The sequence below is a fragment of the Streptomyces sp. HmicA12 genome (assembly GCF_000373565.1).
GTDB lineage: Bacteria > Actinomycetota > Actinomycetes > Streptomycetales > Streptomycetaceae > Streptomyces.
The window spans coordinates 451,792-476,317 of the sequence record NZ_KB891797.1 but is presented as its reverse complement, the minus strand read 5'-3'; the positions used below and the strand labels follow the sequence as shown (position 1 = coordinate 476,317).

The 24,526-nt window shown below is 73.0% G+C and carries 19 protein-coding genes and 3 tRNA genes; 6 read left to right on the top strand and 16 right to left on the bottom strand.

Features of this window, described 5'->3' with window-relative positions; genetic code table 11:
• Window positions 1-81: 81 nt before the first annotated feature.
• The 6 genes from B072_RS0102335 to B072_RS0102310 all read right to left on the bottom strand — a co-directional run bounded on the left by B072_RS0102335 (window position 82) and on the right by B072_RS0102310 (window position 2,221).
• Window positions 82-636 carry a TetR/AcrR family transcriptional regulator gene (locus tag B072_RS0102335; RefSeq protein ID WP_078506252.1) on the bottom strand — a complete coding sequence of 185 codons (555 nt, stop codon included), beginning with the start codon at window positions 634-636 and terminating at the stop codon, window positions 82-84.
• Between the two features lie 114 nt (window positions 637-750).
• Window positions 751-1,179 (bottom strand): MaoC family dehydratase, encoded by a 429-nt coding sequence (locus B072_RS0102330; RefSeq protein ID WP_018528321.1) that lies wholly within the window; start codon window positions 1,177-1,179, stop codon window positions 751-753.
• Between the two features lie 5 nt (window positions 1,180-1,184).
• On the bottom strand, window positions 1,185-1,646 hold the full coding sequence (locus B072_RS0102325) for a MaoC family dehydratase N-terminal domain-containing protein (protein ID WP_018528320.1): 462 nt from the start codon (window positions 1,644-1,646) through the stop codon (window positions 1,185-1,187).
• A gap of 129 nt (window positions 1,647-1,775) precedes the next feature.
• A complete protein-coding gene (gene rpmG / locus B072_RS0102320) occupies window positions 1,776-1,940 on the bottom strand; it encodes a 50S ribosomal protein L33 (protein ID WP_004571794.1) in 165 nt (54 codons plus the stop codon).
• Window positions 1,941-2,029: 89 nt separating this feature from the next.
• Window positions 2,030-2,102, bottom strand: a tRNA-Met gene (locus B072_RS0102315).
• Between the two features lie 46 nt (window positions 2,103-2,148).
• Window positions 2,149-2,221 (bottom strand) — tRNA-Thr (locus B072_RS0102310).
• Window positions 2,222-2,461: 240 nt separating this feature from the next.
• Between B072_RS0102310 and B072_RS0102300 the strand changes: the two genes are divergently transcribed.
• A complete protein-coding gene (locus B072_RS0102300) occupies window positions 2,462-3,721 on the top strand; it encodes an amidohydrolase family protein (RefSeq protein ID WP_018528318.1) in 1,260 nt (419 codons plus the stop codon).
• Window positions 3,722-3,894: 173 nt separating this feature from the next.
• On the opposite strand, the gene B072_RS0102295 is transcribed toward B072_RS0102300, so the two are convergent.
• A complete protein-coding gene (locus tag B072_RS0102295; RefSeq protein WP_018528317.1) occupies window positions 3,895-5,058 on the bottom strand; it encodes a hypothetical protein in 1,164 nt (387 codons plus the stop codon).
• 77 nt (window positions 5,059-5,135) lie between these two features.
• Here B072_RS0102295 and B072_RS0102290 point away from each other — a divergent pair, with 77 nt between their 5' ends.
• Window positions 5,136-5,792, top strand: coding sequence for an SDR family oxidoreductase (locus B072_RS0102290; RefSeq protein WP_018528316.1), 657 nt, complete (start codon window positions 5,136-5,138; stop codon window positions 5,790-5,792).
• 65 nt (window positions 5,793-5,857) lie between these two features.
• Here the strand turns inward: B072_RS0102290 and B072_RS0102285 are convergent, their stop codons facing one another.
• On the bottom strand, window positions 5,858-6,070 hold the full coding sequence (locus B072_RS0102285) for a hypothetical protein (protein ID WP_026245374.1): 213 nt from the start codon (window positions 6,068-6,070) through the stop codon (window positions 5,858-5,860).
• Window positions 6,071-6,285: 215 nt separating this feature from the next.
• On the opposite strand from B072_RS0102285, the gene B072_RS0102280 reads away from it, so the two are divergent.
• Window positions 6,286-7,026: a nucleotidyltransferase domain-containing protein gene (locus B072_RS0102280; protein ID WP_018528314.1), complete on the top strand. Its 741-nt coding sequence runs from the start codon at window positions 6,286-6,288 to the stop codon at window positions 7,024-7,026.
• 66 nt (window positions 7,027-7,092) lie between these two features.
• On the opposite strand, the gene B072_RS0102275 is transcribed toward B072_RS0102280, so the two are convergent.
• Window positions 7,093-7,174, bottom strand: a tRNA-Tyr gene (locus B072_RS0102275).
• A 223-nt stretch (window positions 7,175-7,397) separates the two neighbouring features.
• On the opposite strand from B072_RS0102275, the gene B072_RS0102270 reads away from it, so the two are divergent.
• From B072_RS0102270 to B072_RS0102260, 3 genes are all read left to right on the top strand, one after another.
• Entirely contained in the window at window positions 7,398-7,886 is a 489-nt protein-coding gene (locus tag B072_RS0102270; RefSeq protein WP_018528313.1) for a YajQ family cyclic di-GMP-binding protein, read from the top strand.
• 243 nt (window positions 7,887-8,129) lie between these two features.
• Entirely contained in the window at window positions 8,130-8,549 is a 420-nt protein-coding gene (locus B072_RS47580) for a hypothetical protein (RefSeq protein WP_018528312.1), read from the top strand.
• Window positions 8,546-10,711, top strand: a complete 2,166-nt coding sequence (locus tag B072_RS0102260; RefSeq protein ID WP_078506250.1) for a CHAT domain-containing protein — start codon at window positions 8,546-8,548, stop codon at window positions 10,709-10,711. Before B072_RS47580 ends, B072_RS0102260 begins: the two co-directional genes overlap by 4 nt.
• Here B072_RS0102260 and B072_RS0102255 read toward each other — a convergent pair.
• The 7 genes from B072_RS0102255 to B072_RS0102225 all read right to left on the bottom strand — a co-directional run bounded on the left by B072_RS0102255 (window position 10,659) and on the right by B072_RS0102225 (window position 24,513).
• Window positions 10,659-11,135, bottom strand: a complete 477-nt coding sequence (locus B072_RS0102255) for a tetratricopeptide repeat protein (protein ID WP_018528310.1) — start codon at window positions 11,133-11,135, stop codon at window positions 10,659-10,661. The two genes, B072_RS0102260 and B072_RS0102255, sit on opposite strands and share 53 nt — an antisense overlap.
• A complete protein-coding gene (locus B072_RS45330; protein ID WP_018528309.1) occupies window positions 11,132-13,786 on the bottom strand; it encodes an Hsp70 family protein in 2,655 nt (884 codons plus the stop codon). Before B072_RS45330 ends, B072_RS0102255 begins: the two co-directional genes overlap by 4 nt.
• The gene (locus tag B072_RS0102245; protein WP_018528308.1) at window positions 13,783-14,589 is read right to left on the bottom strand and encodes a hypothetical protein; all 807 of its coding nucleotides are present in this window, start codon (window positions 14,587-14,589) and stop codon (window positions 13,783-13,785) included. Before B072_RS0102245 ends, B072_RS45330 begins: the two co-directional genes overlap by 4 nt.
• A complete protein-coding gene (locus B072_RS0102240) occupies window positions 14,573-15,025 on the bottom strand; it encodes a hypothetical protein (protein ID WP_018528307.1) in 453 nt (150 codons plus the stop codon). The genes B072_RS0102245 and B072_RS0102240 overlap by 17 nt, the downstream gene beginning before the upstream one ends.
• A complete protein-coding gene (locus B072_RS48000) occupies window positions 15,022-20,004 on the bottom strand; it encodes a hypothetical protein (RefSeq protein WP_026245373.1) in 4,983 nt (1,660 codons plus the stop codon). Before B072_RS48000 ends, B072_RS0102240 begins: the two co-directional genes overlap by 4 nt.
• Before the next feature lie 224 nt (window positions 20,005-20,228).
• Window positions 20,229-21,503 (bottom strand): serine/threonine-protein kinase, encoded by a 1,275-nt coding sequence (locus B072_RS0102230; protein ID WP_026245372.1) that lies wholly within the window; start codon window positions 21,501-21,503, stop codon window positions 20,229-20,231.
• Window positions 21,487-24,513, bottom strand: a complete 3,027-nt coding sequence (locus tag B072_RS0102225; RefSeq protein WP_018528306.1) for an AAA family ATPase — start codon at window positions 24,511-24,513, stop codon at window positions 21,487-21,489. Before B072_RS0102225 ends, B072_RS0102230 begins: the two co-directional genes overlap by 17 nt.
• Between the last annotated feature and the right edge of the window lie 13 nt (window positions 24,514-24,526).

The following is a 24,526-nucleotide window of genomic DNA, read 5'->3' as shown; positions in this document are numbered from 1 at the left end:
GCCCCCTGCGATCCCTAAGGTTAGTTATTGATTACTAACTTTCATGGGTACAAAAGTGCGCACCCCGTGCCACACACCGCACTACTTGGGCTGAGCCGACTCGTAGAAGCCGGTCCACACCCGGTGATCGGGCCGGAATCCCATCGACACCAGGACGTTGACGAGCATCCCGTAGGCGAGGAACTGAGTCGTGTCGCCGACGCCCGACCCCAGCGCCAGCTGGACCGTGTCGTACATCTCCATCCAGCCGGCCCGCAGCGACTCACCGAACTCCGGGTCACCGGCCGCCTCCGCGGAGGCAACGGCGACATACATCTGCATCTGCATGAGCAGGACGTCCGGGTCGTCGGCGATGAGCGCCTGATAGGCCTTCCCCATGGCATGCAGGGCCTCCTCGCCGTGCAGCCCCTCCGACGCCTTGCGGAAGACCTCGGTGGTCCGCTCGCAACAACGCCGGGACGCGGCAAGGAAGATGGCCTGCTTCCCGGGGAACAGGCGGAAGAGATACGGCTGCGAGACACCCACGCGCTTGGCGATCGCCTCGGTGGAGGTGCCCTTGTAGCCGCCGCGGGCGAATTCGATCATCGCCGCGCGAACGACGCTCTCGCGCCGCTCCTCCGCACTCATCCTGACCATGCGACAAAGTTAGTGGCCAATCACTACCTAAGTCAACCCCTGGACATGCGTAAGGGGCGCCCCCATGGAGGACGCCCCTTACCTGCGCACATGAAGGCGGCGCGACGGCGGCGGTCAGACCAGCTGAACGACCGCCCGCGACATCCCGAGCACCTTCTGGCCCGCGCTCATGGCGACCAGGTCGACCCGTACGCGGTTGTCGTCGAGCTTGGCCGCGACCTTGGCGCTGACCTCGACCTCGGCGCCCTTGTCGTCGTTCGGGACGACGACCGGCTTGGTGAAGCGCACGCCGTACTCGACGACGGCGGCCGGGTCGCCGGTCCAGTCGGTGACGACACGGATCGCCTCGGCCATGGTGAACATGCCGTGCGCGATGACGTCCGGCAGGCCGACCTCGACCGCGAACTTCTCGTTCCAGTGGATCGGGTTGAAGTCGCCGGAGGCACCCGCGTACTGGACGAGCGTGGCGCGTGTCACGGGGAACGCCTGGGCCGGCAGCTCGGCGCCGACCTCGACATCGGCGTACTTGATGGTGGTAGCCACGGCGATCAGGCCCCTTCCCCGGAGTCGGCGGCGCGCGAGACGAGCTTGGTCCAGGCGGTCACGACGTGCTCACCGTTCTCGTCGTGGACCTCTCCGCGGACATCGATGATGTCGTTGCCCGCGAGCGACTTGATGCCCTCGATGGTGGAGGTAACGGAGAGTGTGTCCCCGGCGTGCACCGGGCGTGTGTAGGCGAACTTCTGGTCACCGTGCACGACGCGGCTGTAGTCGAGTCCGAGCTCGGGGTCGTGAATGACCTCACCGGCCGCCTTGAAGGTGATCGCGAACACAAAGGTCGGCGGGGCGATCACGTCCGGGTGGCCGAGCTTCTGCGCGGCCGCGCGGTCGACATAGGCGGGGTTGGCGTCCCCCACGGCCTCCGCGAACTCGCGGATCTTCTCCCGGCCCACCTCGTACCCGGTGGTGGGCGGGTAGCTCCGCCCCACGAAGGACTGGTCGAGCGCCATGGACTCGGCACCTCCTGTGTGTTCCTGCTGCCTGTGTTCCTGCTGCCCGTTCCTGAGAACCGCGGAAACGGGTCGTGCAACGACACGAGGCCGCCCCCTGACGGGGACGGCCTCGTGTACGAGCCTGATTTATCGCGTCTCGCGGTGCGCGGTGTGCGCGTTGCAACGCGGGCAGTGCTTCTTCATCTCAAGACGGTCCGGGTCGTTACGCCGGTTCTTCTTGGTGATGTAGTTCCGCTCCTTGCACTCCACGCAGGCCAGCGTGATCTTCGGGCGGACGTCGGTGGCAGCCACGTGAGTGCTCCTTGACGGACGAGTTGGACGGATTAACGCATGAAAGAGTAGCCGATCGAAGGACCGACCCCACAATCGGCTACTGTCAGTAGCGGTGACCGGACTTGAACCGGTGACACAGCGATTATGAGCCGCTTGCTCTACCGACTGAGCTACACCGCTTTGATGAGATGACCCCTCACCCGAAGGTGAGGGAACTTCACACCAGAGCCCCAATGCGGAATCGAACCGCAGACCTTCTCCTTACCATGGAGACGCTCTACCGACTGAGCTATTGGGGCGAGCGAGGAAGACATTACACGGTTGCGCGCCGATCGCCCAAATCCGTTTCGTGGGCCCGGTCGCCGGGAAGGGCGAGGCCCCTTCCCAGGAGGATCAACTGCCCCTCGGACCCCATCAGTACGACTATTGCGGCCCTCCCCGAAGCGCACTCTCCGCCGCCCTAGGCTCGACCCGGTCCGCATGATCTTGATCCTGCTGAGCCCGATCCCGAGATCCGGTCCCCGAGCCTCTGGAGCCCGATGCCCGACAGTCCGCCGCCGCAGCCCCCCTCGCCCGAATCCTCCGACGCGCCCGACACCTCGGGCCTGTTGCTGTGCGGCGCCCGGCTCACCGACGGCAGGACCGTGGACGTGCGGCTGGGCGGCGGGCGCATCGAGGCGGTCGGCACGGCCGGCAGCCTCACCGCGCACGGCTCGCGCGTGGACCTGAGCGGCTACCTCCTGCTGCCCGCCCCCGTCGAGCCGCACGCGCACGGCGACACGGCCCTGTCGGCGGACGGTGACGGGCCGGTGTCCTACGACGCCGAGGAGGTCCAGCGCCGGGCCACCGAGGCCACCTTGCTGCAGCTCGGGCACGGGGCCACCGCGGTGCGCTCCCATGTGCGGATCGGTGAGATGGAGGGGCTCGGTTCGCTGGAGGCGGTGCTGCAGGCGCGGCGTTCGCTGGTGGGGCTCGCTGATCTGCGGACGGTGGCGATGCCGCGGCTGCTGACCGGGGCCGCCGGGGCGAACGGGCTCGCGATGCTGCGGGACGCCGTGAAGATGGGCGCCTCCGTGGTCGGCGGGTGCCCGGATCTCGACCCCGACCCCATCGGCTACGTGGAGGCGGTGCTCGAGGTCGCCGCCGAGCACGGCTGCCCGGTCGACCTGCACACGGACGGGGCCGATCCGGCCCGGCTCGGGCGGCTCGCGGCGGCCGCGGGCGGGCTGCGCACCGGGGTCGTCATCGGTCCGCTCGGCGGGCTCGGCCGGCTGCCCGCGGAGGCGGCGCGGCGGGCCGTCGACGGGCTCGCGGCGGCAGGGGTGAGCGTGGCCTGCCTGCCGCAGGGCGGGTGCGCGGGGGTGGACGGGCGCGGGGTCGCCCCGGTGCGGCTGCTGCGGGCGGCCGGGGTGCGGGTGGCCGCGGGCAGCGGGGCGCTGCGGGACGTGTCGAACCCGGTGGGCCGGGGCGATCCGCTGGAGGCCGCGTACCTGCTGGCCTCGCGGTACGGGCTGCGGGCCGAGGACGCGTACGCGGCGGTGAGTTCGGCGGCGCGGGCGGCGCTCGGGCTGCCGGAGGTGCGCCTGGAGGCCGGGTTCCCCGCGGAGTTGCTCGCGGTGCGGGGCGACAGGCTGGCGGGGGCGCTGTCGCTCGCGTACAGCCGGATCGTCGTCCACCGGGGGCGTGTTGTGGCGCGGACCAGTGCGGTGCGGGAGTACTGCGACTCGGCGGCCGCGGTGGCGCTCGATCTGCCGCGGCAGGGCCGGGCGGCCAAGTACGGGGGCGGGGGGCCGGCTTGAGGGCGTGCAGGTCACTGCTCCCGGCCGCGTACGTGACGTACGCGGCCGGGAGCCGGAACCGCGTCCCGAACCGCGTCCGAACCGCGTCCCGAACCGTGTGACGCGGGTTCGGACGAAGGCGAGGGCTCGGACGAGGGTTGGGGCTTGAGCTCGGGCTTGAGTTCGGGCGGGGCTTAGAAGTCCTCGTCCAGCTCGTCGAAGCCCGACGAGCCGAACTCCTCCTCGGAGTAACCCGGCCCGGCCATCCCGAACATGCCGCTCGTCACGAGCTCCTTCACGGGGATCTCGGTGGCGCCCGCCGGGGCCTTGACGTCGCCCGCCTCGCCGAACTTCAGGTACAGCGGGACCTTGGCGCCGTGGGCGTCGTCCGCGAGGGTCGCGACGTCCATGGAGACGCGGGACAGAGCGCCGTCCTTGATGGCGAAGTCGACGGCGACCTTCTTGTCCGGCACCTCCTTGAGGTCCTTGGCCGTGGGCAGTTCGGCGCCTTCCGGGAGTTCGTCCGTGAGGGGGCGCAGCCGGTCGACCAGGTCGCTCAGGAGCGTGCGCAGGGGCGCCTTCGCGGTGACGTGCTCGGCGCCGTTCCTCTCGCCCTTGTCGGACAGGGTGACGTTGCCCGTCAGGGCGCCGCGCACCGCCTTCATGATCTTCTTCTGCGTGGCGGAGTCCAGCGACCCCGAGGACGCCTTCTCGTCCTTCTTCGCGCCGTTCTTCGCGGCGGCGCTCTTCTTGATGTCGTCGGTCTTGAACTTGACCCACTTGCCGTCGAGGACGTTCTTGAAGATCTCGCCGTCCTTGCCCGGGGGCAGGTCGTCGGCGGTGGGGGCCGGCATGCCCGCGAGGCCGGAGAAGGCCTTCAGGTCCATGCGGTAGTACACGTGGTCGCCGACCAGGCGGTACTCGGCCAGCACGCCCTGCGGGCCGCTCATCCTCAGGGCCGCGCCGACGATGTCCTTCTCGCCCGAGTCGGCGAGCGGCTTCTTGGACCGTACGGAGATGCTGATCCTGGACTTGGTGAGGGCCTTGGCCATCTCGGGCGGCAGGACCTCGTCGTCCGAACCCGCGAGCTTCGTGAGCGCGGAGGGCGACGCGTCCAGGCCCAACTCCACGGACAGGGAAGTGCGTTCGCCCAGCTTGTCCGAGGCGCGGTCGATCTTCTGCGCCGCGGTGAGGTTCTCCACCGTGCCGCAGGCGGCCGTGGTGGCGAGCAGCAGGGCCGCACAGCCCGCCGCGGTGAGAGTGGTGTTGCGTATGACGCTGATGACGTACTCCCCGTAGTCGTCCGCGGCGATGACGTGAGGGTGCCGCGATACCCGTGTGACCGCCGAGTTGCCCACATGGTTGTGCGGTGGTGCGGCCGGTTGTGCAGTTGGTTGTGCGGTAAACCGTCCGAGCCGGGCGTACGGTCGGAAACATGCGCATTGTCATCGCTGGTGGTCATGGTCAGATCGCGCTGCGGCTCGAGCGTCTGCTCGCCGCGCGCGGGGACGAGGTGGCGGGCATCATCCGCAAGGCCGAGCAGGGCGACGACCTGCGGGAAGCCGGTGCGGAGCCCGTGCTGTGCGACCTCGAGTCGGCGTCCGTCGAGGAGGTCGCGGCGCATCTGCAGGGCGCGGACGCGGCCGTCTTCGCGGCGGGCGCGGGTCCGGGCAGCGGCGCCGGCCGCAAGGACACCGTGGACCGGGACGCCGCCGTGCTGTTCGCGGACGCGGCGGAGCGGGCCGGGGTACGCCGGTACGTCGTGGTGTCGTCGATGGGCGCGGACGCCGCGCACACCGGCGACGACGTCTTCGACGTGTACCTGCGGGCCAAGGGCGCGGCCGACGACGCGGTACGCCGCCGCAGCGGTCTGGACTGGACGATCCTGCGGCCCGGGTCGCTGACGAACGACGCCGGCAAGGGCCTCGTCCGTCTGGAGGCGTCGACCGGGCGCGGGGCCGTACCGCGCGACGACGTGGCCGCGGTCCTGGTGGAGCTGCTCGACACACCCGCCACGACCGGGCTGACCCTGGAGCTGGTCTCCGGGTCGGCGCCGGTGTCGGTGGCGGTGAAGTCGATCGCCGGGAACTGATTGCCGTAGCGGCGACGTACCCGCGCCGGCTCGTCCCGCGATGTACGGGCGAAGGCGCGGGCGCCTCAGAACAGCGGCATCTGGCCCGGAACGTGCGGGACGACGTACCCGTCGAGGGCGTCCTGCACGGCGCCGAGCTGGGCCGGGCGGCGCGAGCCGGGGCAGGAGACCAGTTCGCCCGCCTCGCGTGCGCCGGGAGGGTCGTGGCGGGCGAAGCGGCCCGCGACGACGGCGATATCGCGGCGGCACTCGGGGCAGTTTCTGCGGCGCGCTGTGATCGACATGGGTCAAGTCTGCGCGGTGATCGGCGCGGACACACGGTGAAGCCCCCTCAGGAGGGTTCCTGAGGGGGCTTTCTGGTGACGGGTCAGGCGGCTCCGTTGGCAGGTGGTGCGGTCCGGTAGTGGGCGCGCGGGGCACAGGGCTTCCGGCAAGGGCGGGGCGGCGCAAAAGCGTGGACAGGGGCGCGTGCCGCCCGGTAGACCCGTACGGCATGGATGATCAAGCGCTCCCGCAGCGGAGTGGGCCCGATCTGCCCGCCCAGGCCCGCCGGCTCCTGACGGAGCACTACCCCCAGGCCCTCGGCGCCGTGCTCGGCGGCTCGGCCGCGCGCGGCCAGGCTCGGGCGACCAGCGACCTCGATCTGGCGGTGCTGCTGCCCGACACGGAGTCCAGCCGCCGCGAGGTGATCCGGCACGAGGGCCGCCTGGCGGAGCTGTTCCTGCACGCCGTCGGCGACATCGCGGACGTTCTGGAGGGGGACCGGGCCCAGCGCCGCGCCACGATGCTGTTCGTCTACGGGCAGGGGCTGGTGCTCCTCGATCCGGACGGCCATGTCGCGCGGGTGCGGGACCGGGCCCGGGAGCTCCTCGACGCGGGCCCGCCCGCGCTGACACCGGCCGAGTGGGAGCGCGGCCGCTATCTCGTGACCTGTTTCCTGGACGATCTGCTCGACACCCGCGGTGACGAGCGCCACGAGCAGCTGGCCACGGCGGATCTCCTGCTCCGTGAGGCGTCCCACCTGCTCACGGCGCACCACGGCGCCTGGACCGGCATCGGCCGCTGGCTCCCCCGCCGCCTCCTCGCCGCGGACCCGCAGCTCGGCGAGGCCCTGCTCACCGGCCGCCTGGCGGTCGCGGAGCGGGGCGACCCGGAGCCGCTGGCCGCGGCCGCGGAGAAGGTCCTCGACCTGGTCGGAGGGCCGCTGCGGGAGGGCTACGTCCAGCTGCGCTGAGCCGCACCACCACACCCCGAACACGACGAAGCCCCCTCCGGAGTCCGGAGGGGGCTTCCCCAAGTGTGGCGGCGCCAGGATTCGAACCTGGGAAGGCTGAGCCGGCAGATTTACAGTCTGCTCCCTTTGGCCGCTCGGGCACACCGCCTTGGGTTTGCTGCCTCGGGCTCCGCTGTTCGGCGGGGCTCGCTGGCAACGACGTAAACAATACCCGATGGAAGGGGGTGCTTCGCCACCCGATTGATCGACGGGGGCGGGCGGGGCGGTGGCTAGGCTTTGCACTCGGTGCAACTGCCCGGTGCGCACCCGACCGGGACCCGATCAGGACCGGGTACCGCGTCGCCACACCCCGATACAAGGAGCCACAGGACATGGCCGACTCCAGTTTCGACATCGTCTCGAAGGTCGAGCGGCAGGAGGTCGACAACGCCCTCAACCAGGCCGGCAAGGAGATCTCGCAGCGTTACGACTTCAAGAACGTCGGCGCCTCCATCTCCTGGTCCGGCGAGAAGATCCTGATGGAGGCCAACTCCGAGGAGCGGGTCAAGGCCATCCTCGACGTCTTCCAGTCCAAGCTGATCAAGCGGGGCATCTCGCTGAAGGCGCTGGACGCCGGCGAGCCGCAGCTGTCCGGCAAGGAGTACAAGATCTTCGCCTCCATCGAGGAGGGCATCTCCCAGGAGAACGCCAAGAAGGTCGCGAAGATCATCCGTGACGAGGGCCCCAAGGGCGTCAAGGCGCAGGTGCAGGGCGAGGAGCTGCGGGTCAGCTCCAAGAGCCGTGACGACCTGCAGGCCGTGCAGGCGCTGCTCAAGGGCCAGGACTTCGACTTCGCGCTGCAGTTCGTCAACTACCGGTAGAACCAGCGGTTCACGGCAGTCGGCAGGGGCGGCACCCACGGGTGTCGCCCCTTCGCACGTCCGCATCAACTTCCCTGGAAACAACGGCGATCGCCGCGATGCGATGGTCTGCTGAGGGGCGTGGTGTCACGCTGGTGGCACTGCTGTTTCCGCTGCCCGCGGGGCAGGGCTTGGAGGTTGGTAGGGATGAAGACAGGGGCGACAGGAGCGACAGGGACGGCGGGGGGCGCCGGGTCGGGAGGGGTGACGCTGGAGCTCGAACTGTTCGGGCCCGATCCGGCGGCGGCCGAGCTGGACGGTCTGCGGGAGGCGCTGGCGGCCGCGGGGGCCGCCCGCGTCGAGCGGACGCTGCTGACCGCGCCGGAGTCCGATCAGCGCGTCGCCGAGCTGGTCGAAGTGGCCACGCTGATCGTGGGCGGGGTGGGGAACGTCGTCGCGATCGTGGAGACCGTGCGGCAGTGGATGGCGCGCCGGCACGCCGCGACCGCGCTGCGGGCCGCCGCGTCGGCCGAGGACGAGGCCGTGCCCCGGGTGCGGGTGTCGATCGGCGGGGAGACGCTGGAGCTGGTGCATCCGTCCGACCGGGCCACCGACCAGGCGATCGCCCGGTTCTACGACCGGCACCGGACGGCGGGCGACGCCTCCGGCGGGCCCGGGCAATGATGACGACCCTGCAGGTGCGGGTCTCCGAACTGCGGCCGGGCCGCACCCAGTACTCGTACGAACTCCGTTCGGGGAACGGGTCGTTGGTCGGGCCGCTGGAGCAGGAGCACACCGTCCCGGTCAGCCAGGACCTGATCAAGGGGCTCTGCAAAGAGATCGACGAGGCCGTGAAGTGCAACGATCCGACGGACGCGGGTGGGCTGCGGGACGAACTCGTGCGGCTCGGGGGGCAGTTGTACGACGCCCTGTTCCCGCAGACCGGGGAGCTCGACCTCGTACGGCGGCTGCGGGAGGCGACCGGGCCGCTGCTGGTGCAGAGCAACGAGTCGCTCGTGCCGTGGGAGCTGCTCCACGACGAGGAGGACTTCCTCGGGCTCGCTCATGACATCGGGCGGCGGGCCAAGGTCGACGGGCCCGTGGTGGGCGGGCGCAGCAGCGACCGGATCCGGCGGGCGCTCGTGGTCGGCGACACCCTCGGGGACCTGGCCTCCGCGCGGAAGGAGATCGCGCGGATCAGTGAGTGGCTGGACGAGCGCGGTGTGCAGTGCACCGTGCTCAGCGGTTCCGACGCCACCATGACCCGGGTCGTCGGGGAGCTGGCCAACAAGGCGGCTCCGTACGACCTGTTCCACTACTCGGGGCACGTGTCCGGGGAACCGGACGCGGCCGGGCTGCTGGTGCACGACCGGAAGTTCATCGGTCTCGACGCGCTGCAGCCGCTGGCCCGGCGCGGGGCCCCGCCCATCGTCTTCGTCAACGGGTGCGCCTCCGCCAATCCGACGCTCGACTCCGGGGCGCGCGCGCTCGCCGAGGCCGCGCAGACCATGAACGCGTGCATGTCCTTCATGGTGATGGGGGCCAAGACCGTGGTCGGGACGCGCACTCCGGTGGGCGACGAGAGCGCGCTGAAGTTCGCCGAGGCCTTCTACGCGCAGCTGAACGAGCAGACGGACGCGGGGGCCGCCGTGCGCGGGGCGCGGGCGGAGCTGGCCGACGCCGGGGACGGGACCTGGGCGTCGTTCGTGCTGTACGGAGATCCGAGCGTGCGGATCACCGCGAAGGCCGCCGTGCCGTCGCCGACGCCGTCGCCGGAGGGGTCGCGGAAGTGGCTGCCCTACTCGTCGCAGGCCGGTGAACTGCTTCGTTCGGCGCGGCGGTTCGGGGAGATGCGCGGGCTCATCACGTCGGTCGATCTGCTCACCGCGCTGCTGGACACGGAGGAGGTGAGCCGGCGGGCCGCCGCGCGGATCGGGGCCCGGCGGCTGCAGCAGCTGACCGCGCTGCTGCGCGAGGTGCAGAGTCATGCGCCGGCCGGATCCACGGGCGGCTCGGGCTCCGGCTCGGGCTCCGGCTCGGGCTCCGGGGACAGTGGGGAGGAGTGGCGTACTTCTACGTTGACCGCCAACGGGGCTACCGCCGGCGGGGCCACTGGCGACGGGGCCACTGGCGACGGGGCCACCAACGGAACGTCGAACGGCACGTCGACGCAGAACGGCGGACGGCGCCGGATCGGCTTCTCCGACACCATCGCCCGGGTCATCGAGGGTGCTGACGCGGCCGCCGTCGCCGACGGGCGCACCACCGTGGACGTCGACGACATCGCGGTGGCGTTCCTGAAGACCGGGGGCGGCAACTGTGCCGAGCTGCTGCGGCTGTTCGGGGTGCGCCCCGAGCGGCTGCTCTCCCCCACGTCCGGCTCGGGCGAGCAGGCCGAGGAGGACGAGCGGCGGCTCGATCTGTCCGCGCTCGGGCCCGGGGCCGCCGCGGCGGTGCGCAGTGCGCGGCTGCTCGCGGCGACCGGGGAGAAGCGGATCAGTACGAGCCTGTTGGTGCAGGCGTTCGCGGTGGCCGGCAGTGAGGTGCTGCGCGGCGCCCTCGCCGAGCAGGGCGAGGAGGGCCTGGAGGCGTACCGCCGGATGGCCCGGCTCGGGCGGCCGCGGCCCGCCGAGTTCTACTCGCGCACCCGCGGCAAGCTGGAGCGGCTGACCGCCGAGGCGGAGGAGACCGGCGCTCCCGTCGGCGAGGAGGCACTGCTCATCGAACTCCTCGCCGACGGGGACTCCACGGCCCGCAAGTTGCTGCACAAGCTGGGCGTGGAACCCGATTTGCTCATTCAGGCGCTGCGGGACGCGGTGGACCGGCAGGACGAGGTACCGCTGTAGCCGCGGCGGGCCCGTCGCCCGCGTCGGCCGCGTCTCCCGCGTCTCCCGCGTCCTCAAGGAGGGCCAGTCCCGCCCGCGCCGTGCGGTCCTGCGGGCGGCGGGCCACGGCCTGCTGCCACTGGCGGCGGGCCTCGGCCGTGTCGCCCAGTTCGTGGCAGGCGAGGCCGAGGGCGCTGCGGGCCTCCGCGTCGTGCGGGCACCAGAGCACGATCGCCGCGAACCGGTCGCGGGCCGCCGCGAAGTCGCCGCCGCGGGCCGCGGCCAGCCCTTCGTTGAACAGCCGCGCGGTGTGCGTACCGAGGCGTACGAAGGCGCGCAGCGGGGTGCCGCACTGGCGGCAGCTCTCGGCCGTCGCCTCGTTGTGCGCGCGGCAGCGCGGGATGGGGCAGACCACCGCGACCGTCGCGGTCACCGGCGCCGTCACTGGTGCCTCCCCTGGCCGGGGCCGCCGCCCTGAAGGAAGATCGGGACGCCGTGGTCGCTGCCGCCGTCGATGTCGATCAGCATCCGGGCGAGCTGGCGCAGGCGCGCGTTCAGCTTGCTGATGTCGCGCAGCACGCCCTCCGGGTCCGTGGCGATCCTGGCCTCCTGGGAACGCAACTTGTGGTGGATGTCGGCCAGTTCACGGGACTCGGCGGACCGACCGGTGGCCTCGGCGACCCTGATGAGCTCCTCGGTCCCCTTGAGGTCGGCCTGCAGCTGGGCGCTCGCGCGCACGGCGGGCGGGATCTCGGTGGCCCGCTCGGTGCGCATCAGTCCCTGCAGGTAGCCGAAGACGCGCTGGAGTTGCTGGATCACCTCGCCGTACGCGCGCTGGTCCCCGGCCGCGTGCGCCTGTTCGCCGCGCAGCCGCTGCTCCTCGATGCCGCGGGCGATCTCGGGGGCGTCGAAGGTCTTGCCCTCCGGCACCCCGTTCTCCACCAGATGGGCGTGCAGGCCCAGGCAGTCGGCCACCAGGTCGTCGAAGTCCCGCTTGGGCGGCTGGAGTTCGCCGCCGAACCGGGAGACGGCGTCGGCCACCTGCTCCAGTTCGCGGAACTCGTGCACCGCGCCCGCCACGTCGCCGCCCTGCTTGGCCTCCTTGAAGGCGCGCTCGGCCATCGCCCACTGCGCCTTCGCGGTGTTCTGCGGGCCGGCCGGAAGGTAGCCGATGTTCTCCTTGAACCGCTGGAACAGCGCGTCGGTCTCCGTCTCGCTCGGCATCTCGCGCTCGACGGGCAGCTCGATGGGGACGTCGAAGGAGATCTCGCCGATGGAGCCGCGCACGGCGATCGCCGCGTTCTCGTACATGGCGACGTTGAGGTGGATCGCGGTGCCGCGCGGGGTGGACGACGGGACGAGGACGGTGATCACCTGGATGGGCACGCTCTGCTGGAACAGGCGCAGCTCCAGACGCTCCTTGCCCGGGTGCGCGAACTCGAACGGCCGCTCGTACGGCAGCTGTTGCATCGCCGGTACGAGTTCCTCGCGGCCGGTGCGGCCGTCGCCGTAGTCGACCTCCATGAGGACGGCCTTGGCGGTGATGGCGGCGCCGCCGGTGCCGCCGGTGGGCCGCTGTTCGCCGGAGGTGTGGGCGAGCTGGCGGCCCGCGGTGGCGCGCAGGTCGCCATAAGCGTCGTAGACCTCGAAGGTGAGGCTCGACTCGGTGTCGGGCTGCACGGGGACGTCGCGGAAGGCGAAGGCGCCCTCGGCGGAGAGGTCGACGGTGTCCTCGAACCCGGCGGTGGTGAGCCTGACCTGGCCGTCGGTGAGGTCGAGGGTGTCCGTGAGCGCCTTCACCGTGCCGCCGATGGAGGTGGTGGACCGCCCGGTGGTGGCGGTGCCGTGGAAGGAGACGCGGACGGTGCGCTGTTCGTCGTACACCGAGAGTCCGCCGACCGCCGCCGCGCGGACGGCCGCGCCGAGGGCGACGACCGTGTCGACCTGCTCGTAGACGGGTCCTTCGCAGGCCGCCCTGACCTGGCGGGGCGAGTCGGGGGCCGGGGCGGCGCACAGCTCCTCGGTGACCATCTGGCGCACCAGCGGCATGTGGGTGGAGCCGCCCGCCAGGATGATGTGGTCGACGTCGGCGAGGGTGATGCCGGCGCGCTCGGCGGCGCGGGCGATGGCCTCGTCGCAGTAGGTGAAGGTCCGCTCGACGAACGGCCGTGCCACGGAATCGAGTTCGGCGCGCTCCAGGAGCGTCTCGATGACGACCGGCTCGCCTTCCTTGTCGGTGAGGCGGCCGGTGTCGCGCAGGATGTAGTCGGTGCGCTCCGACAGGGCCTTCTTCGCGCCCTCGGCGAGGATCTTCAGCTGGCTGAAGCGCAGGGCGTCCTCGGGGTCCTTCTCCGGGTCGAGGTCGAGCGCGTAACCGTCGGCCTGGAGCATCTTCTGGAGGTGGCGGGCCATGGCGGCGTCGATGTCGTCGCCGCCCAGGCGGTTGTTGCCGCTGATGCCGAGGACCTCGAAGGTGCCTGCCGTGCAGCGCAGGACGCTGACGTCGAAGGTGCCGCCGCCCAGGTCGTAGACGAGGAACGTGCCGTTCTGCGTCGCCGTGCGCCAGCAGTAGTGGCTCGCGGCGGCGGTCGGCTCGTGGAGGAGGCCGAGGACTTCGAGGCCGGCCTGTTCGGCGGCCTCGCGCGTGGCGTCGATCTGCGGCTGGTCGAAGTAGGCGGGGACGGTGACGACGGCCCGGTCCACGATCCAGCGCACGCCCTCGGTGTCGAAGGCGGCGACGTCGGCCTCGATCTGCCGCTTCATCTCGGCGAGGATCGCGGCCGAGACCTGCTGGGGGGTGTGCTTCTCGCCGCCGAGGTCCACCGTCGTCCGCGTGCCCATCAGGCGCTTCACCGAGGTGACCGGCTCCGGGGTGCTGCCCTTGCGGGCGTACGCCTTGCGGCCGACGACCGCCTCGCCGCCGGCCGGGGAGCGCCAGACGCAGCTCGGCGTCGTGGACGACTTCGTGACCGGGTCGCGGTGGATGATGATGTCGCCGTCGGCGGGATCCATGACCGCGACGGCGCTGTTGGTCGTGCCGAGGTCGATCCCGACGGCCTTGCTCACGATCTGCTGGCTCGCGCTCTGCTGCGTCATGCGTCGTTGTCCGTTTCGCTGTCCGGGTCGCCGGCCGTTTCGCTGGTCGGATCGCTGTCCGGGGCTCTGTCCGTCTCGGTGGTCGGATCGCTGTCCGGGGCTCTGTCCGTCTCGGTGGGCTTCTGCGCTGCTTCGGGCTCAGGTGCGGGTTCGGGCTTCTGGGCGGCTTCGGGTTCAAGTACGGGTTCGGGTTCGAGTGCGGCTTCGGGCTCAGGTGCGGCTTCGGGCTTCTGCGCTGCTTCGGGTTCCGGTGAGCCCATGAAGACGCGGGCCAGGCGGACCACCGCGCCGCGGTGGAACACGGCGGGCTCATCGGTCTGGGCCACCGTCTCGGCGGTGAACTGGGGTCCGTAGCGCCAGCCGACCGGGTCCACCCAGTCGGCGACCTCGTCGGCGGGCAGGCCCAGCGGGTCGCGCACCTCGACGGCGTCGTCCCGCAGGGTCTGCAGCATCTGCTCCTTGAGGATGCGCAGCCTGCGGTGCAGCCGGGCCTGGCCGCTGTCCGCGAGGGGTTGCTCGCTGTCGGCGATCAGCTGTTCCAACCGCCCTACCAGGGAGGCGAGTTCGAAGACCGTGTCGCGCGCGCCCGACGCCGCCTGCGCCGCCTCTCCGCGCGCAGCGCTGAGGTCCTCGTGGCGGCGCTGCAGCACCCCGGCGAGCTCGGCCTGCGGGGAGACCGCCTCGTCGCCGCCCTCGGGGAGCGGGCGCTCGGCGAACTCGGCCCAGTCCAGGGCGGGGGGTTCGGTCGTCTCGGCGGTGGTCTGTCCGGCGAACTGTGCGGCGGCTTCAGCCGAAGAGGACATCGCGGGCCTCCAGTTCCGGGCCCGGGGTGTCCGTGGCCGGGTGTTCCAGGGCGGCCCGCGCCTCATCGGGGACGGGCCGGTGCAGTTCCCGTACGACGCGTCGTACGGCAGAGGGAAGGTCGAAGGCGTCGGGCGTGAGGCGGTGGCGGCGCAGGTCGGCCGGGTTCGTGCGGTGCTTGCGCACGAACGCGTCCCAGGCCCGGTCGCGGTAGCCGGTGTCCGGCGGCTCCGTCAGCGCGTGCCGCTGCCGGGTGCGCGGGTGGCCGATGAGCTCGCGCATCGCCCAGTCGTACAGGGCGCGTTCCTGCTCGCTGCCCGCTGTGCGGATGCCGTCCTCGGCCCGCTCCACGACGCTCTGTTCGTCGGCGTCGGACGGCAGGCCCAGTACGTGGAAGGGATTGGGGTGAGGGCTGGGGCGGCGATCTGCCGTGGTCATCTCAGGAATCTCCGGGTCATCTCCTCCGCGCGGGTCAGGTTCTCCGCGGCGGTCTTGTTGGCGGGGTTGAAGTCGATGGCCTCGCGCAGCAGCGGCCGTGCGGCCACCAGGCCGAGCAGGGCCTCGGTGTCGCCGGCCGGTGCGTTGTTGGCGGCGTTGATGAACACGACCGCGCGGTTGTTGAGGAGCGCGGACAGGGCCTGGTTCGTGTCCGGGACCAGCTTCGGGTCGTCGGTGACCTCGGGGGCGAGGACGAGGACCTCGCGCAGACAGCGCTCGGCCACGTCGAAGTCACGCTCCTTGAGCTCACGCTTCCCCTTGCCGTACAGGGCGTTGACCCGCAGCTGGACGTGGGTCTTGTGGACTTCCTCGGTGTCGGGGATCTCGTCGAGCAGGGCGAGCGCCTCGTCGTAGCGGCCCTCGGTGTTGTGCTCCCGCACGGGGATGAACACGAGGTCCTTGCGGCGGGAGTCGAGGAACCGGTCCACCTCCTGGTTGCCCGGGTCCCACTCCTGGGCCTGTTCGAGGAAGCGGACCGCCTCCACGTTGCGGCCGTTGAGCAGGCCGCGCTCCAGGAAGTGGAAGCCGAGGACCTGGTTCTCCTTGAGGTGCGGGCGGTGGGTGGCGCACTGCTCGGCGAGCCGGTCCGCGTACGGGATCGCCTTGACCAGGACCGCGCGCACGGCGTCCCAGTCGCTGAGCCGGTACAGGCCGAACTGCCACTGGTTGTGCCACTCCAGGACGGCGGTCAGCACCGGCACCGGGGCGAAGCCCTGCCGGATCGCGGCGTCCAGGAGCGCGATGCCCGCCTCGTAGTCGCGGTCCACGCCCACGGGCAGGGCCTCGACGGCAGCCGGGTCGTCGACCCGCTCGGTCGCCGTACGCACCAGGTCGGCGGCCCAGTCGTCGACCAGCCGGCCCGCGCGCTTGGCCGCGCCGGCGAACAGCTCCGGCTCGACCCCGTCGGGAACCGCGGCGGCGAGCGGCCCTCCGGCGAGCAACGCGCGCGTGGCGCCGGGCCCTTCCCGTACGGCTCTCAGCGCGCGCAGCTGCGCGGCGAAGTCGTCGGTGCGGCCCGCGTCCAGGGCGCGGGCGCCGTGCGTGCGGTGCAGGGTGAGGAGCTCGTCGGTGAGGTCGCGGCGCAGTTCGGCCGCCGCCTCCTCGTCGTCGATGCCTGCGTGCCGCCAGAACGCCGGGTGGGCGAGGAGGAGGGCCCACAGGGCGGTGGCCGCGCCGAGCTCGGGGCCGGGGACCCCGGCGCGGGCCAGGGCGGCCAGGGCCTCCTCGCGGTGCAGTACGGCGAGGGTGTGCGCGACGGTGAGGTCGTCCGGGTCGCCGATGTCGAGGAGGGTCGCCAACTCGCGGAGTATGGCGGTCTGCCGGTCCCGCTCCAAGGCGTTCCACAGGGCCGGGTAGAGCGCGGCCGCCTCCTCGATGACGCGATAGCGGCCGCGCCGCTCGAAGCCCGGGACGGCGCCGGGGAACAGGGCGGCGAGCAGCGCGTCCATACGGTCGTCGCGGTCCAGGTCCGTGAGCTGCCGGTGCACGGGGTGGTCCGGCGGGAGGTGCCGCGCCGCGCGGCGCAGGAGGGCGAAGGCGGCGGTCGTGTCGCCGGCCTCGTGGGCGATGACGGCCCGGTGGCACAAGTAGGCACCGTACTGCGCGTGTTCGGGGACTTCGGGCCCCGCCGGTACGGCCTCCAGGAGACGCTGCCAGAGGTCGTCGGCGGTGGGGTGGTCGCCCAGGGCAGTGGCGCAGTGGGCGAGGGTTTTTAGAGCTGTGGTGGTGGGGGTGACGTGCGGGACCCCGGTGGTTGAGGTGATTGAGGTGATTGAGGTGATGTGCGGGACCCCGGTGGTTGGGGTGGCTGGGGTGGCCTGTGGCACCCCGGTGGTTGAGGTGGCTGGGGTGACCTGTGGCACCCCGGTGGTTGAGGTGGTTGCGGCAGCTGGGACGGCCCCGGTGACTGCATGGGTCGCGGCGGCTTGGAGGGGCTGGGCGGGGGGCGCGTTCCCGGCGTTCTGGAGGAGTGCGGCCGCCTGGGCCCGGACGATGCCGACCAGGGCGTCGCCGCGGCCGTCACGCCGCTTCGCGCGGGCCACGCGGGCGCACAGGGCCGGCACGACGGCGTCGAGGTCGAGCAGCCCGGCGAAGTCGGCGGGGTCGTGGTCGGCGAGTCCCTGGGTGAGCACCGTCGCGGCACCGGCCAGGTCGCCGTCGGCGAGCGCGGCGGCCTGTGCGGTGAGCAGCGGGGCGGCGAGGCCGGGCAGCCCGCCGGCCGGGGGTGGTTCACGGTCGGTCCCGCCGTCCAGCACATGGGCGAGGAACTCCGCGGCCTGACGTGCCGGGTCGTCCGGGGCGGCTCCGGTGAGGCGCGCGTCGGGGCCGTCGGGGACGGCGTCGGGAGCCGGCGCCACGCCATCGGGATCCGGGCGCGGGGTGGTGGGTTCGGCGGCTTGGGTGGCGGCCGGGACTCTGGCGGCGGGGGCAGCGGGGACGTGCGCCCCGTCTCCTGCGCCGTACCCGCCGTTCCCGCCGTTCCCGCCGTTCCCTCCTGCCTTGTCGTGCACCTCTCGCCCACCCCTCCCTTCTGGCCCGCCTGGCCCGCCTGGCCCGCCTGGCCCGCCTGGCCCGGCCGGGCCGGCCGGGCCACCGGCCTCTCCGCGCAAGACCCTTACCGCCGCCTGCCGCCCCGCCCCGTTCTCGGCGCCCCCGGAGGCCTCCGCGTCCAGCGCGTCCGCGGCCGCTGTCAGCGTGGCCAGCGGGTCGGTGCCGGGCAGGGCCTCCGGAAGGCCGTGGCGCCGGCGGAACTCGACGAGCAGTGCGGCGTGTTCGGGGTCGGGGTCAGGGGTGAGGGCGCGGGCACGGGCCAGGGCCGCGGTCAGGCCCGGTGCCTCGGCCGCCGGGGTCCAGTCGGTGAGGGCCTCGGCGAGGGCCGGTTCGGTGTGGTCCGGTTCGGCCAGGAGCTGGGCCAGGCCCAGGAAGCGGGCGAATGCGGGCTGGTGCCGCACCACGCGCCAGGGCGAGCGGCCCCGCCCCGGGTGCAGCGCGCGCTCGGCGAGGAGCCGGGCCGCCTGACCGAGCGCGCGGGCCTGCCGGGGCACGGGCGGCACAGCGTCCTGCCCGGTGAGCGCCGCGTCGGTGAGCCGGGCTGCGGCCTGCTCGGCCTCCTGCTGCGCGGCCTCCGCCTCGCCCACGGCCCAGCGCACCGCTGCTCTCCGTAGATCTATGAGCCCCAACTCGTATCGCGCGCGGGGCAGTTGTCGTACGGCATCGCGCAGCAGGCGGCGCTCCGCCGCGCGGGGCCTGCCCTGGACGATCTCGGCCCGCGCGCGCAGCAGTTCGGCGGCCCGCCCCACCGCGCCTTCGAGGAGGGTGTGGACCGCCGCCGCGTCCCCGGCCTGCAGTTCCACGGCGGCGCGGATCTGCGCGGCCCGGTCGCGGCCGAGCGCGTGGGCCTCGACGAGCAGCCGGGCGGCCCTGCGCGGGTCGGCGGTCTGGGCCGTGACGCCTTCCCACAGGCGCTGTTCGGCGCGCGGCAGCCGCTGGAAGAGGGGCAGTCGGATCAGCCGGTCCACCTCGTGCGGGCGACCGCGCTGCAGCTCGGCGGCGAGCATGGTGCGCAGCGCTTCGAGTCGGTGCGGCAGGCCGGCGCCGCGCAGGTCGAGGTGGTCCCAGTCGGGCAGGTCCCCGGCGGGGCGGCGGCCGTGCGCCATGCGCAGCCTGGCGCGCACGACGGGTGCGCATGCTCCGGCGTCCGCCGCGAGGCGTTCCTGCACGTCGGCGGGGACGGTCAGATCGGGCTCGGCGTCGAGCAGCAGGCAGACCAGCGGCCAGGGGGCGTCGGTGTCGACCCGGTCGGCGATCTCCCTGCGGCGGCCGTCCAGGAGCCGCCCCCACGTCGCGTGGTAGGCGAGATCGTCGCGCCGGGGCTGCGCGGCGGCGGCTGCGGCCAGTGCCTCGTGGGCGGGGTGGGCGCGGCCTTCGAGGAGCTGGCGGCGGCCCAGCGCGTACCGCACCCAGGGCGCGCTGTCGGGCCCCTCCGCGATCTCGGTGAGCCGCGCAGCGTCGAGCGGTTCCTGCGCGGCGTCGGCGACGAAGGTGTCGTCGTCCAGCCAGGTCAGCGTCCGGCACAGGTCGATGAGCTGCCACGCGCGCGGGGTGAGCCGGTCCTCGTGGCCCGCGACGGCGGCCCTGACCCGCGTGTGGCGCCCCGCCTGCAGATGCGCGGCGACCAGTGCGTGCACCGCGACCGGGTCGCCGGGATCCGCGCGGCAGGCGGACTCGAAGTGCCCGATGGCGTCGACCGGCCTGCCGTGCAGCAGCAGCGCCGCGAAGCCGAGCGCCCGGTCGGTGACGGGGGCGCCGGGGCGGGCCGTGGAGAGCCGGGCGGCCAGCGCCGCCGCCCGCTCCACGCGCGTGGCGGGGTCGTCGAAGCCCGTCGAGAGGAGGCGTCGTACGTGGTCCAGGACCGCGGCGGGAGGGCGCGCGTGCCGGCCGACGAGGTCGGCGTACACGTCCAGCGCCGAGTCGTTCTCCGCGTTCGCCTCGACCAGGGCCACGGCCGCGCCGACGCGGGCCTCCTCGTACGCCTGCGGGGCCCGGTACAGGCGGGTGAGCAGGACGACGCCCCACGCCCGGTCGTCGGGGGTGCCGCGCCCCAGGACCGCCTGGGCGAGCGGGATCCATGTCTGGTGCAGTCCGACGCGGCCCTCCTGGGTCATGCGCTCGCCGAGGTCCGCGAGCCGCCGCAGGTCGTCGGCGGTGAGCAGCGGCCGGAACCGGGGTTCCAGGAACGACTCCTGGAAGGACAGCCACAGCGGGGCCGTCTGCTCCGGCCGTTCCTCGAACCCCTTGAGGACGTCCCGCATCCGGTCGAACGCGCGGGCCTGATCGCTCTCCGCCAGCGCGCCGGCCCAGGCGTTCTCCAGGCGTCCCACTCCGGACAGACTCTTGCGGATCGAGCGCTGCGGCTGCATCCGTCACACCCCGTCCCGTGCGAACGGCGCGCCTGCGGGCGGTGTGCTCCTGGGCGGCGCGCACCGGCCCGGAGCCCTGGTGACCGGTGCCTTCCCGCACCGCGCCCTCGCGACCGGTGCCCTCGTGCGGGGCGCCTCCCCGCGCGGCCCCTCGACGGCTTCCGCACCGCCCGGGCCTAAGCCCCCGGACATCCCCCGTGCGCTCCCCCGTGATCGCATGCGTCTCATCCCCCGTCCCGCGCGAGCCGCGCGAAATGGTCGGCCTGGAACTTGTTGCCCGCGGCGCGGAACGCGGCCTCCGCCCGGTGGGCGAGTCCCTTGCGGTTCATGCCCTCCGGGGGCCGTATCCCGCCGCGTACGTACTCGAACGCCTGCGCCCACTGCTTGGCGGCGGCAGCGTGCTCGCCCAACTTCTCGTGCGCGCCCGCCAGTTCGGCCAGGAGCGTGGGCAGTAACTCGCGCGGTGCCCCGCCCCTGCCGAGCACCACCCGCAGCCGGTCGACGGCCTCCCGCGGCTGCCCGGCCTTCACGTGGTTGCGCGCCTTCGCCAGTTCGGCCAGCCCTTGCGGTCGCGCGGCGTCGCCGGGCCCGGGCAGGCCGTCCAGTGCGGCGATGAGGTCGTCCGCGCCGCGGAACCGGTCCTCGGGGCGCAGCTCCAGGCAGCGCATGACGATCGCGTCCAGCTCGGGCGCCACGGAGCCCTCCACGGCGGACGGGCGGACCGGCGGCGCTTTCCGCTTGGCCTCCACGAGCCACTCCCCCAGGGCCCGGTCGGGCAGGTCGAGCGGGACGACCAGGTGCTCGTAGGGCTGCCGGCCGGTGAGCCCCTCGTACATCAGCAGACCGAGCGAGTACAGGTCGGACGCGGGCAGGCTGGCCCCCGCGGCGGTCTCCGGCGCCATGTACCGCGTGGTGCCGGCGACACCGTCGGCCTGCCCCGCTGCGCGCATCCGGGCGGCGAGCCCGAAGTCGATGAGGCGGACGGCCCGGTCGTTGCCGAGCAGTACGTTGTCCGGCTTGAGGTCGCGGTGCAGCAGCGGGGGCACCAGGCAGTGCAGTCCGCGCAGCGCGACGGCGATCTGCCGGGTCCACTTCACCATCAGGCGCGGCGGGACGCGGCCCATGCGCGCGAACTCGTCCGCGAGCGTGGTTCCTTGGACGTACTCCATGACGAGGTACGCGCGGCCGCCCAGGTCGCGGGCGAGGCCCGCGTCGTAGACATGGACGAGGTGGCGGCGCGCCTCCAGGTCGGTCATGGTGCCCATGGCCTTGGCGAGGACGAGGACGTCGGCGAAGAGCTCGCCCGCGCTCTCCTCGGTCAGGTCCGGGCGCCGGGACACCTTGCAGGCGACCGGGCGCACCTCGTGACCGAACAGGAACTGCTCGCTGCGGAACACCCCGCCGAACCCGCCCCCGCCGATCCATTCGCGCAGCTCATAGCGTCCGTCGATCACCCGGCCGACGAACTCGCGCAGGTCGGGGTCAGCCGTCCGCTCCATCCGGCACCTCCCCGCCCTTGGGTGACCGCGCCGTGTCGTAGGACTCCTCGGCGGCGCTCCGTGGTTCCGGTGGCCGGTGGTGCGCCCGCGCGCCCGTGGCGGTGTGCGACGCGTCCGCCGTGTCACCGGGCTCCGGCGGTACGAGCCGCACCTCGCTGCGGCGCACCGCCGGGTCCGCGAACGGGTGATCCCACGCCGCGGCCGCCTCGCACGTCACCTCGATGCGCGTGGCCGCGCGGAACTCGGCGGGCCGCTCCTCCCTGGCCGCGAGGACCGGCGTGTCCACCAGGTCGGTCAGCAGCGCGTGCATGATCCGGCCGCCCTCCCTGCCGCGGGCGGCGACGTCCTGATCGTGGCCCAGCTCGGCCGCGTACCGCAGCAGTTCGTCGGAGACGACGAGGTCCTTCTCCAGCCGCTCGGCCCAGTGCGCGCGCCGCCGCTCGACGATGAGCCGCCCGATGCCGTACATCGCCTCCTGGGCGAGGGGACGGAAGACGACGACGCGGTCGATGCGGGCGAGGAACTCGGGGGTGAAGACGGCCTCGCCCTGCCGGTGGCGCAGCGTGGCCAGGCGCTCGCCGACGGCCGTGGCGATCTCCTTGTCGCCGCGGTACGGGGCGCCGTGGGAGATCATCTCGTGCCCGGCGTTCGTGGTGAGGATGAAGATGGCCCGGTCGGCGTGGGCCTTCACGCCGCGCTGGTCGGTGATCCAGCCCTCGTCGAAGAGATTGAGGAAGGGGCGCAGCACTTCGGGGTGGGCCTTCTCGACCTCGTCGAGGAGGAAGACGCAGTACGGGTCCGCGTTCAGCTCGTTGATGAGCCGGCCGCCCCGGTCGTGGCCGTGGTAGCCGACCGGTGATCCGATGAGGCCCGCGACGCTGTGCGGCTCCGTGAAGTTGCCCATCGAGTACGTCTGCAGCCGCTTGGACGCCGAGTACAGCCCGGCGACGGCCTTGGCCAGCTCCGTCTTGCCCACACCGGTGAGGCCCGCGAACAGCAGCACCGCGGCGGGGCCCGAACCGGCGTCCGCGAGGCCCGCCTTGATGCGCCGCAGCTGCTCGGAGACGACCTTGACCGCCGCTTCCTGGCCGACCACGCGCGTGCCGAGCGCCGCCTCGTAGTCCACCCTGTCGTCCTCGCCGGAGGCGGCGCCGGCGAGCTGGCCGCGCGGCACGCCCGACAACTCGGCCACCACGTCGACGACTTCGTCGTACGTGACCGCCGTGCGGGGATCGTCCAGCTGGTCGCGCGCGTAGTGCAGGTCCTCGCAGGCGCGGCGCAGCACGCGCGCGGCGGACTGGGGCAGTTTGCGGTGGGCGATGAACTCGCCGGCCAGGACGACGGCCCGGTCGACCGCGTGGTCCTCGACCTGGACGCCGAACTCCTCGGAGAGCGAGTCCGCCGCCTGCCGCACCATGTCGCGGGCGCTGTCGCGGTCCGGCTCGGTCATGTCGATGCGGCTGGTCAGGTCGCGCAGTTCGTGGTCGGCGGCGAGCAGATCCTCGTAGTCGGTCGGGGCGAGCACGCCGACCAGGTGGAGGCGGCGCTCGGTGAGCGCGCGGCGCAGCTCGAGCACATGGGTGCTGCCGCGCGGGCCGCGCAGCAGCGGGCCGAGCCCGTCCACGCACACCACCATGTCGGTGCGGCCCTCCACGTGGCCGATGATCCCGGCCAGTTGGGCGGCGCTCTCCTCCTCCGCCACGTCCCGGCAGTCCACGCGCAGGAACCGCTTGCGGCGCAGGAACGGGATCTCACCCGCCGCCGCGCGCCGCGCCAGCTCCCGCAGCAGAGTGGTGGCTCCGACGCCCGGCAGGCCGGTGATCAGCACGTGGTTGCTCTCGGAGCGGTGCAGGGCGCGGCAGAGCGGATCGAAGTAGCGGTCGAGATGGCGGGCGGGCTTCTCGCTGCTCGCCAGCCAGGTGAGGTCTTCCGCGGGCGGCAGGAAGGAGGGCAGTTTGTACGCCGACTCGCGCGGGGCGGCGCTGCGCCGGGCCCGCAGGTTCTCCGCGAGGTGGGCGCGCAGCCGGTCCAGGTCGAGGCGGAGCGGTTCCCCGGCGAGCACGACGGCGAGGCGCTGCGGCGGGTCGTCGAGGAGCGCGGCGAGCAGGTGCGGGGTGTCGACCCGCTCGGCGTCCCACAGGGCCGCGGCGCGGCGGGCCGCGGCGAGCAGGGCGACGAGGGCCTCGCCGCAGTCGTCGCGGTGCAGCCGGGGCGGCTCGGGGCGCGACCGGTCGGAGAGGCGGAAGGCGGCGGAGATCAGCTCGATGGCCTTCACCAGGCCGATCTGCGGCGGGAGTTGGAGGCGCAGGAGGCGCTCGGCGAGTCCTTCGGTCTCGCCGAGCAGGGCGAGCAGGCAGTGCGGTGGCAGGAGCCGGTCGTAGCCGAGTGCGGCGGCGCGCTCGGCGGCCTGCTCCAGGACGGTCCAGGCGTCGGCCGTGAACCCTTCGGAGCGCAGCCGCCCCGAGCCCTCGTCGAACAGCTCGCGCGGCGCCTCCATGCGGACCCGCACCCGGCGGCGTAACGCCTCCGCGGCCCGCTCCAGGTCGAGGACGCCGCCGAGGAAGTCACGGTCCTGCTCGTCGGGGTGGGCGAGGACGCAGGCGAGGAGCAGGTCGAGCACGGCGGGTCCCACGACCTGCTCGCCGTCCCTGCCGTCTTTGCCGTCCTTGCCCTCCTTGGCGTCCTCGCCGTCCTTACGGGTCGCGAACTCCTCGAAGGCGGCGAGCAGTTCGGGCGCCACCCGCTCCGGGGAGCCGTCGAACTCGTAGGCCACGCCCGGCGGGTTGTAGACGGCTATGGCCTCCAGCAGGTGGCCGGGCGCCGCGCCGTCGACGAGTGCCACGTCGAGGGCGGACAGCAGGGCCGCGTCGCGGGCCGTGAGCGCCGCGTGCACCACGTCACTGGGGCGCAGCCGTCGGCCGGCGCGCTGGGCCGCCGCGGTCAGGACGGCGGCGGTCCGCTGGTCCCCGCACGCCTGTGGATCGAGCACTCCGTCCGTGAAGAACTCCATACGCGTCACGTGG

What these genes read in the sequence shown, in the direction of transcription:
- B072_RS0102230 (WP_026245372.1), bottom strand. Translation starts at nt 21,503, where the DNA reads ATGGAGCGGACGGCTGACCCCGACCTGCGCGAGTTCGTCGGCCGGGTG.
- B072_RS0102240 (WP_018528307.1), bottom strand. Translation starts at nt 15,025, where the DNA reads ATGACCACGGCAGATCGCCGCCCCAGCCCTCACCCCAATCCCTTCCAC.
- B072_RS0102270 (WP_018528313.1), top strand. Translation starts at nt 7,398, where the DNA reads ATGGCCGACTCCAGTTTCGACATCGTCTCGAAGGTCGAGCGGCAGGAG.
- B072_RS0102290 (WP_018528316.1), top strand. Translation starts at nt 5,136, where the DNA reads ATGCGCATTGTCATCGCTGGTGGTCATGGTCAGATCGCGCTGCGGCTC.
- B072_RS45330 (WP_018528309.1), bottom strand. Translation starts at nt 13,786, where the DNA reads ATGACGCAGCAGAGCGCGAGCCAGCAGATCGTGAGCAAGGCCGTCGGG.
- B072_RS0102225 (WP_018528306.1), bottom strand. Translation starts at nt 24,513, where the DNA reads ATGGAGTTCTTCACGGACGGAGTGCTCGATCCACAGGCGTGCGGGGAC.
- B072_RS0102300 (WP_018528318.1), top strand. Translation starts at nt 2,462, where the DNA reads ATGCCCGACAGTCCGCCGCCGCAGCCCCCCTCGCCCGAATCCTCCGAC.
- B072_RS0102325 (WP_018528320.1), bottom strand. Translation starts at nt 1,646, where the DNA reads ATGGCGCTCGACCAGTCCTTCGTGGGGCGGAGCTACCCGCCCACCACC.
- B072_RS48000 (WP_026245373.1), bottom strand. Translation starts at nt 20,004, where the DNA reads ATGCAGCCGCAGCGCTCGATCCGCAAGAGTCTGTCCGGAGTGGGACGC.
- B072_RS0102335 (WP_078506252.1), bottom strand. Translation starts at nt 636, where the DNA reads ATGGTCAGGATGAGTGCGGAGGAGCGGCGCGAGAGCGTCGTTCGCGCG.
- B072_RS0102260 (WP_078506250.1), top strand. Translation starts at nt 8,546, where the DNA reads ATGATGACGACCCTGCAGGTGCGGGTCTCCGAACTGCGGCCGGGCCGC.
- B072_RS0102245 (WP_018528308.1), bottom strand. Translation starts at nt 14,589, where the DNA reads ATGTCCTCTTCGGCTGAAGCCGCCGCACAGTTCGCCGGACAGACCACC.
- B072_RS0102280 (WP_018528314.1), top strand. Translation starts at nt 6,286, where the DNA reads ATGGATGATCAAGCGCTCCCGCAGCGGAGTGGGCCCGATCTGCCCGCC.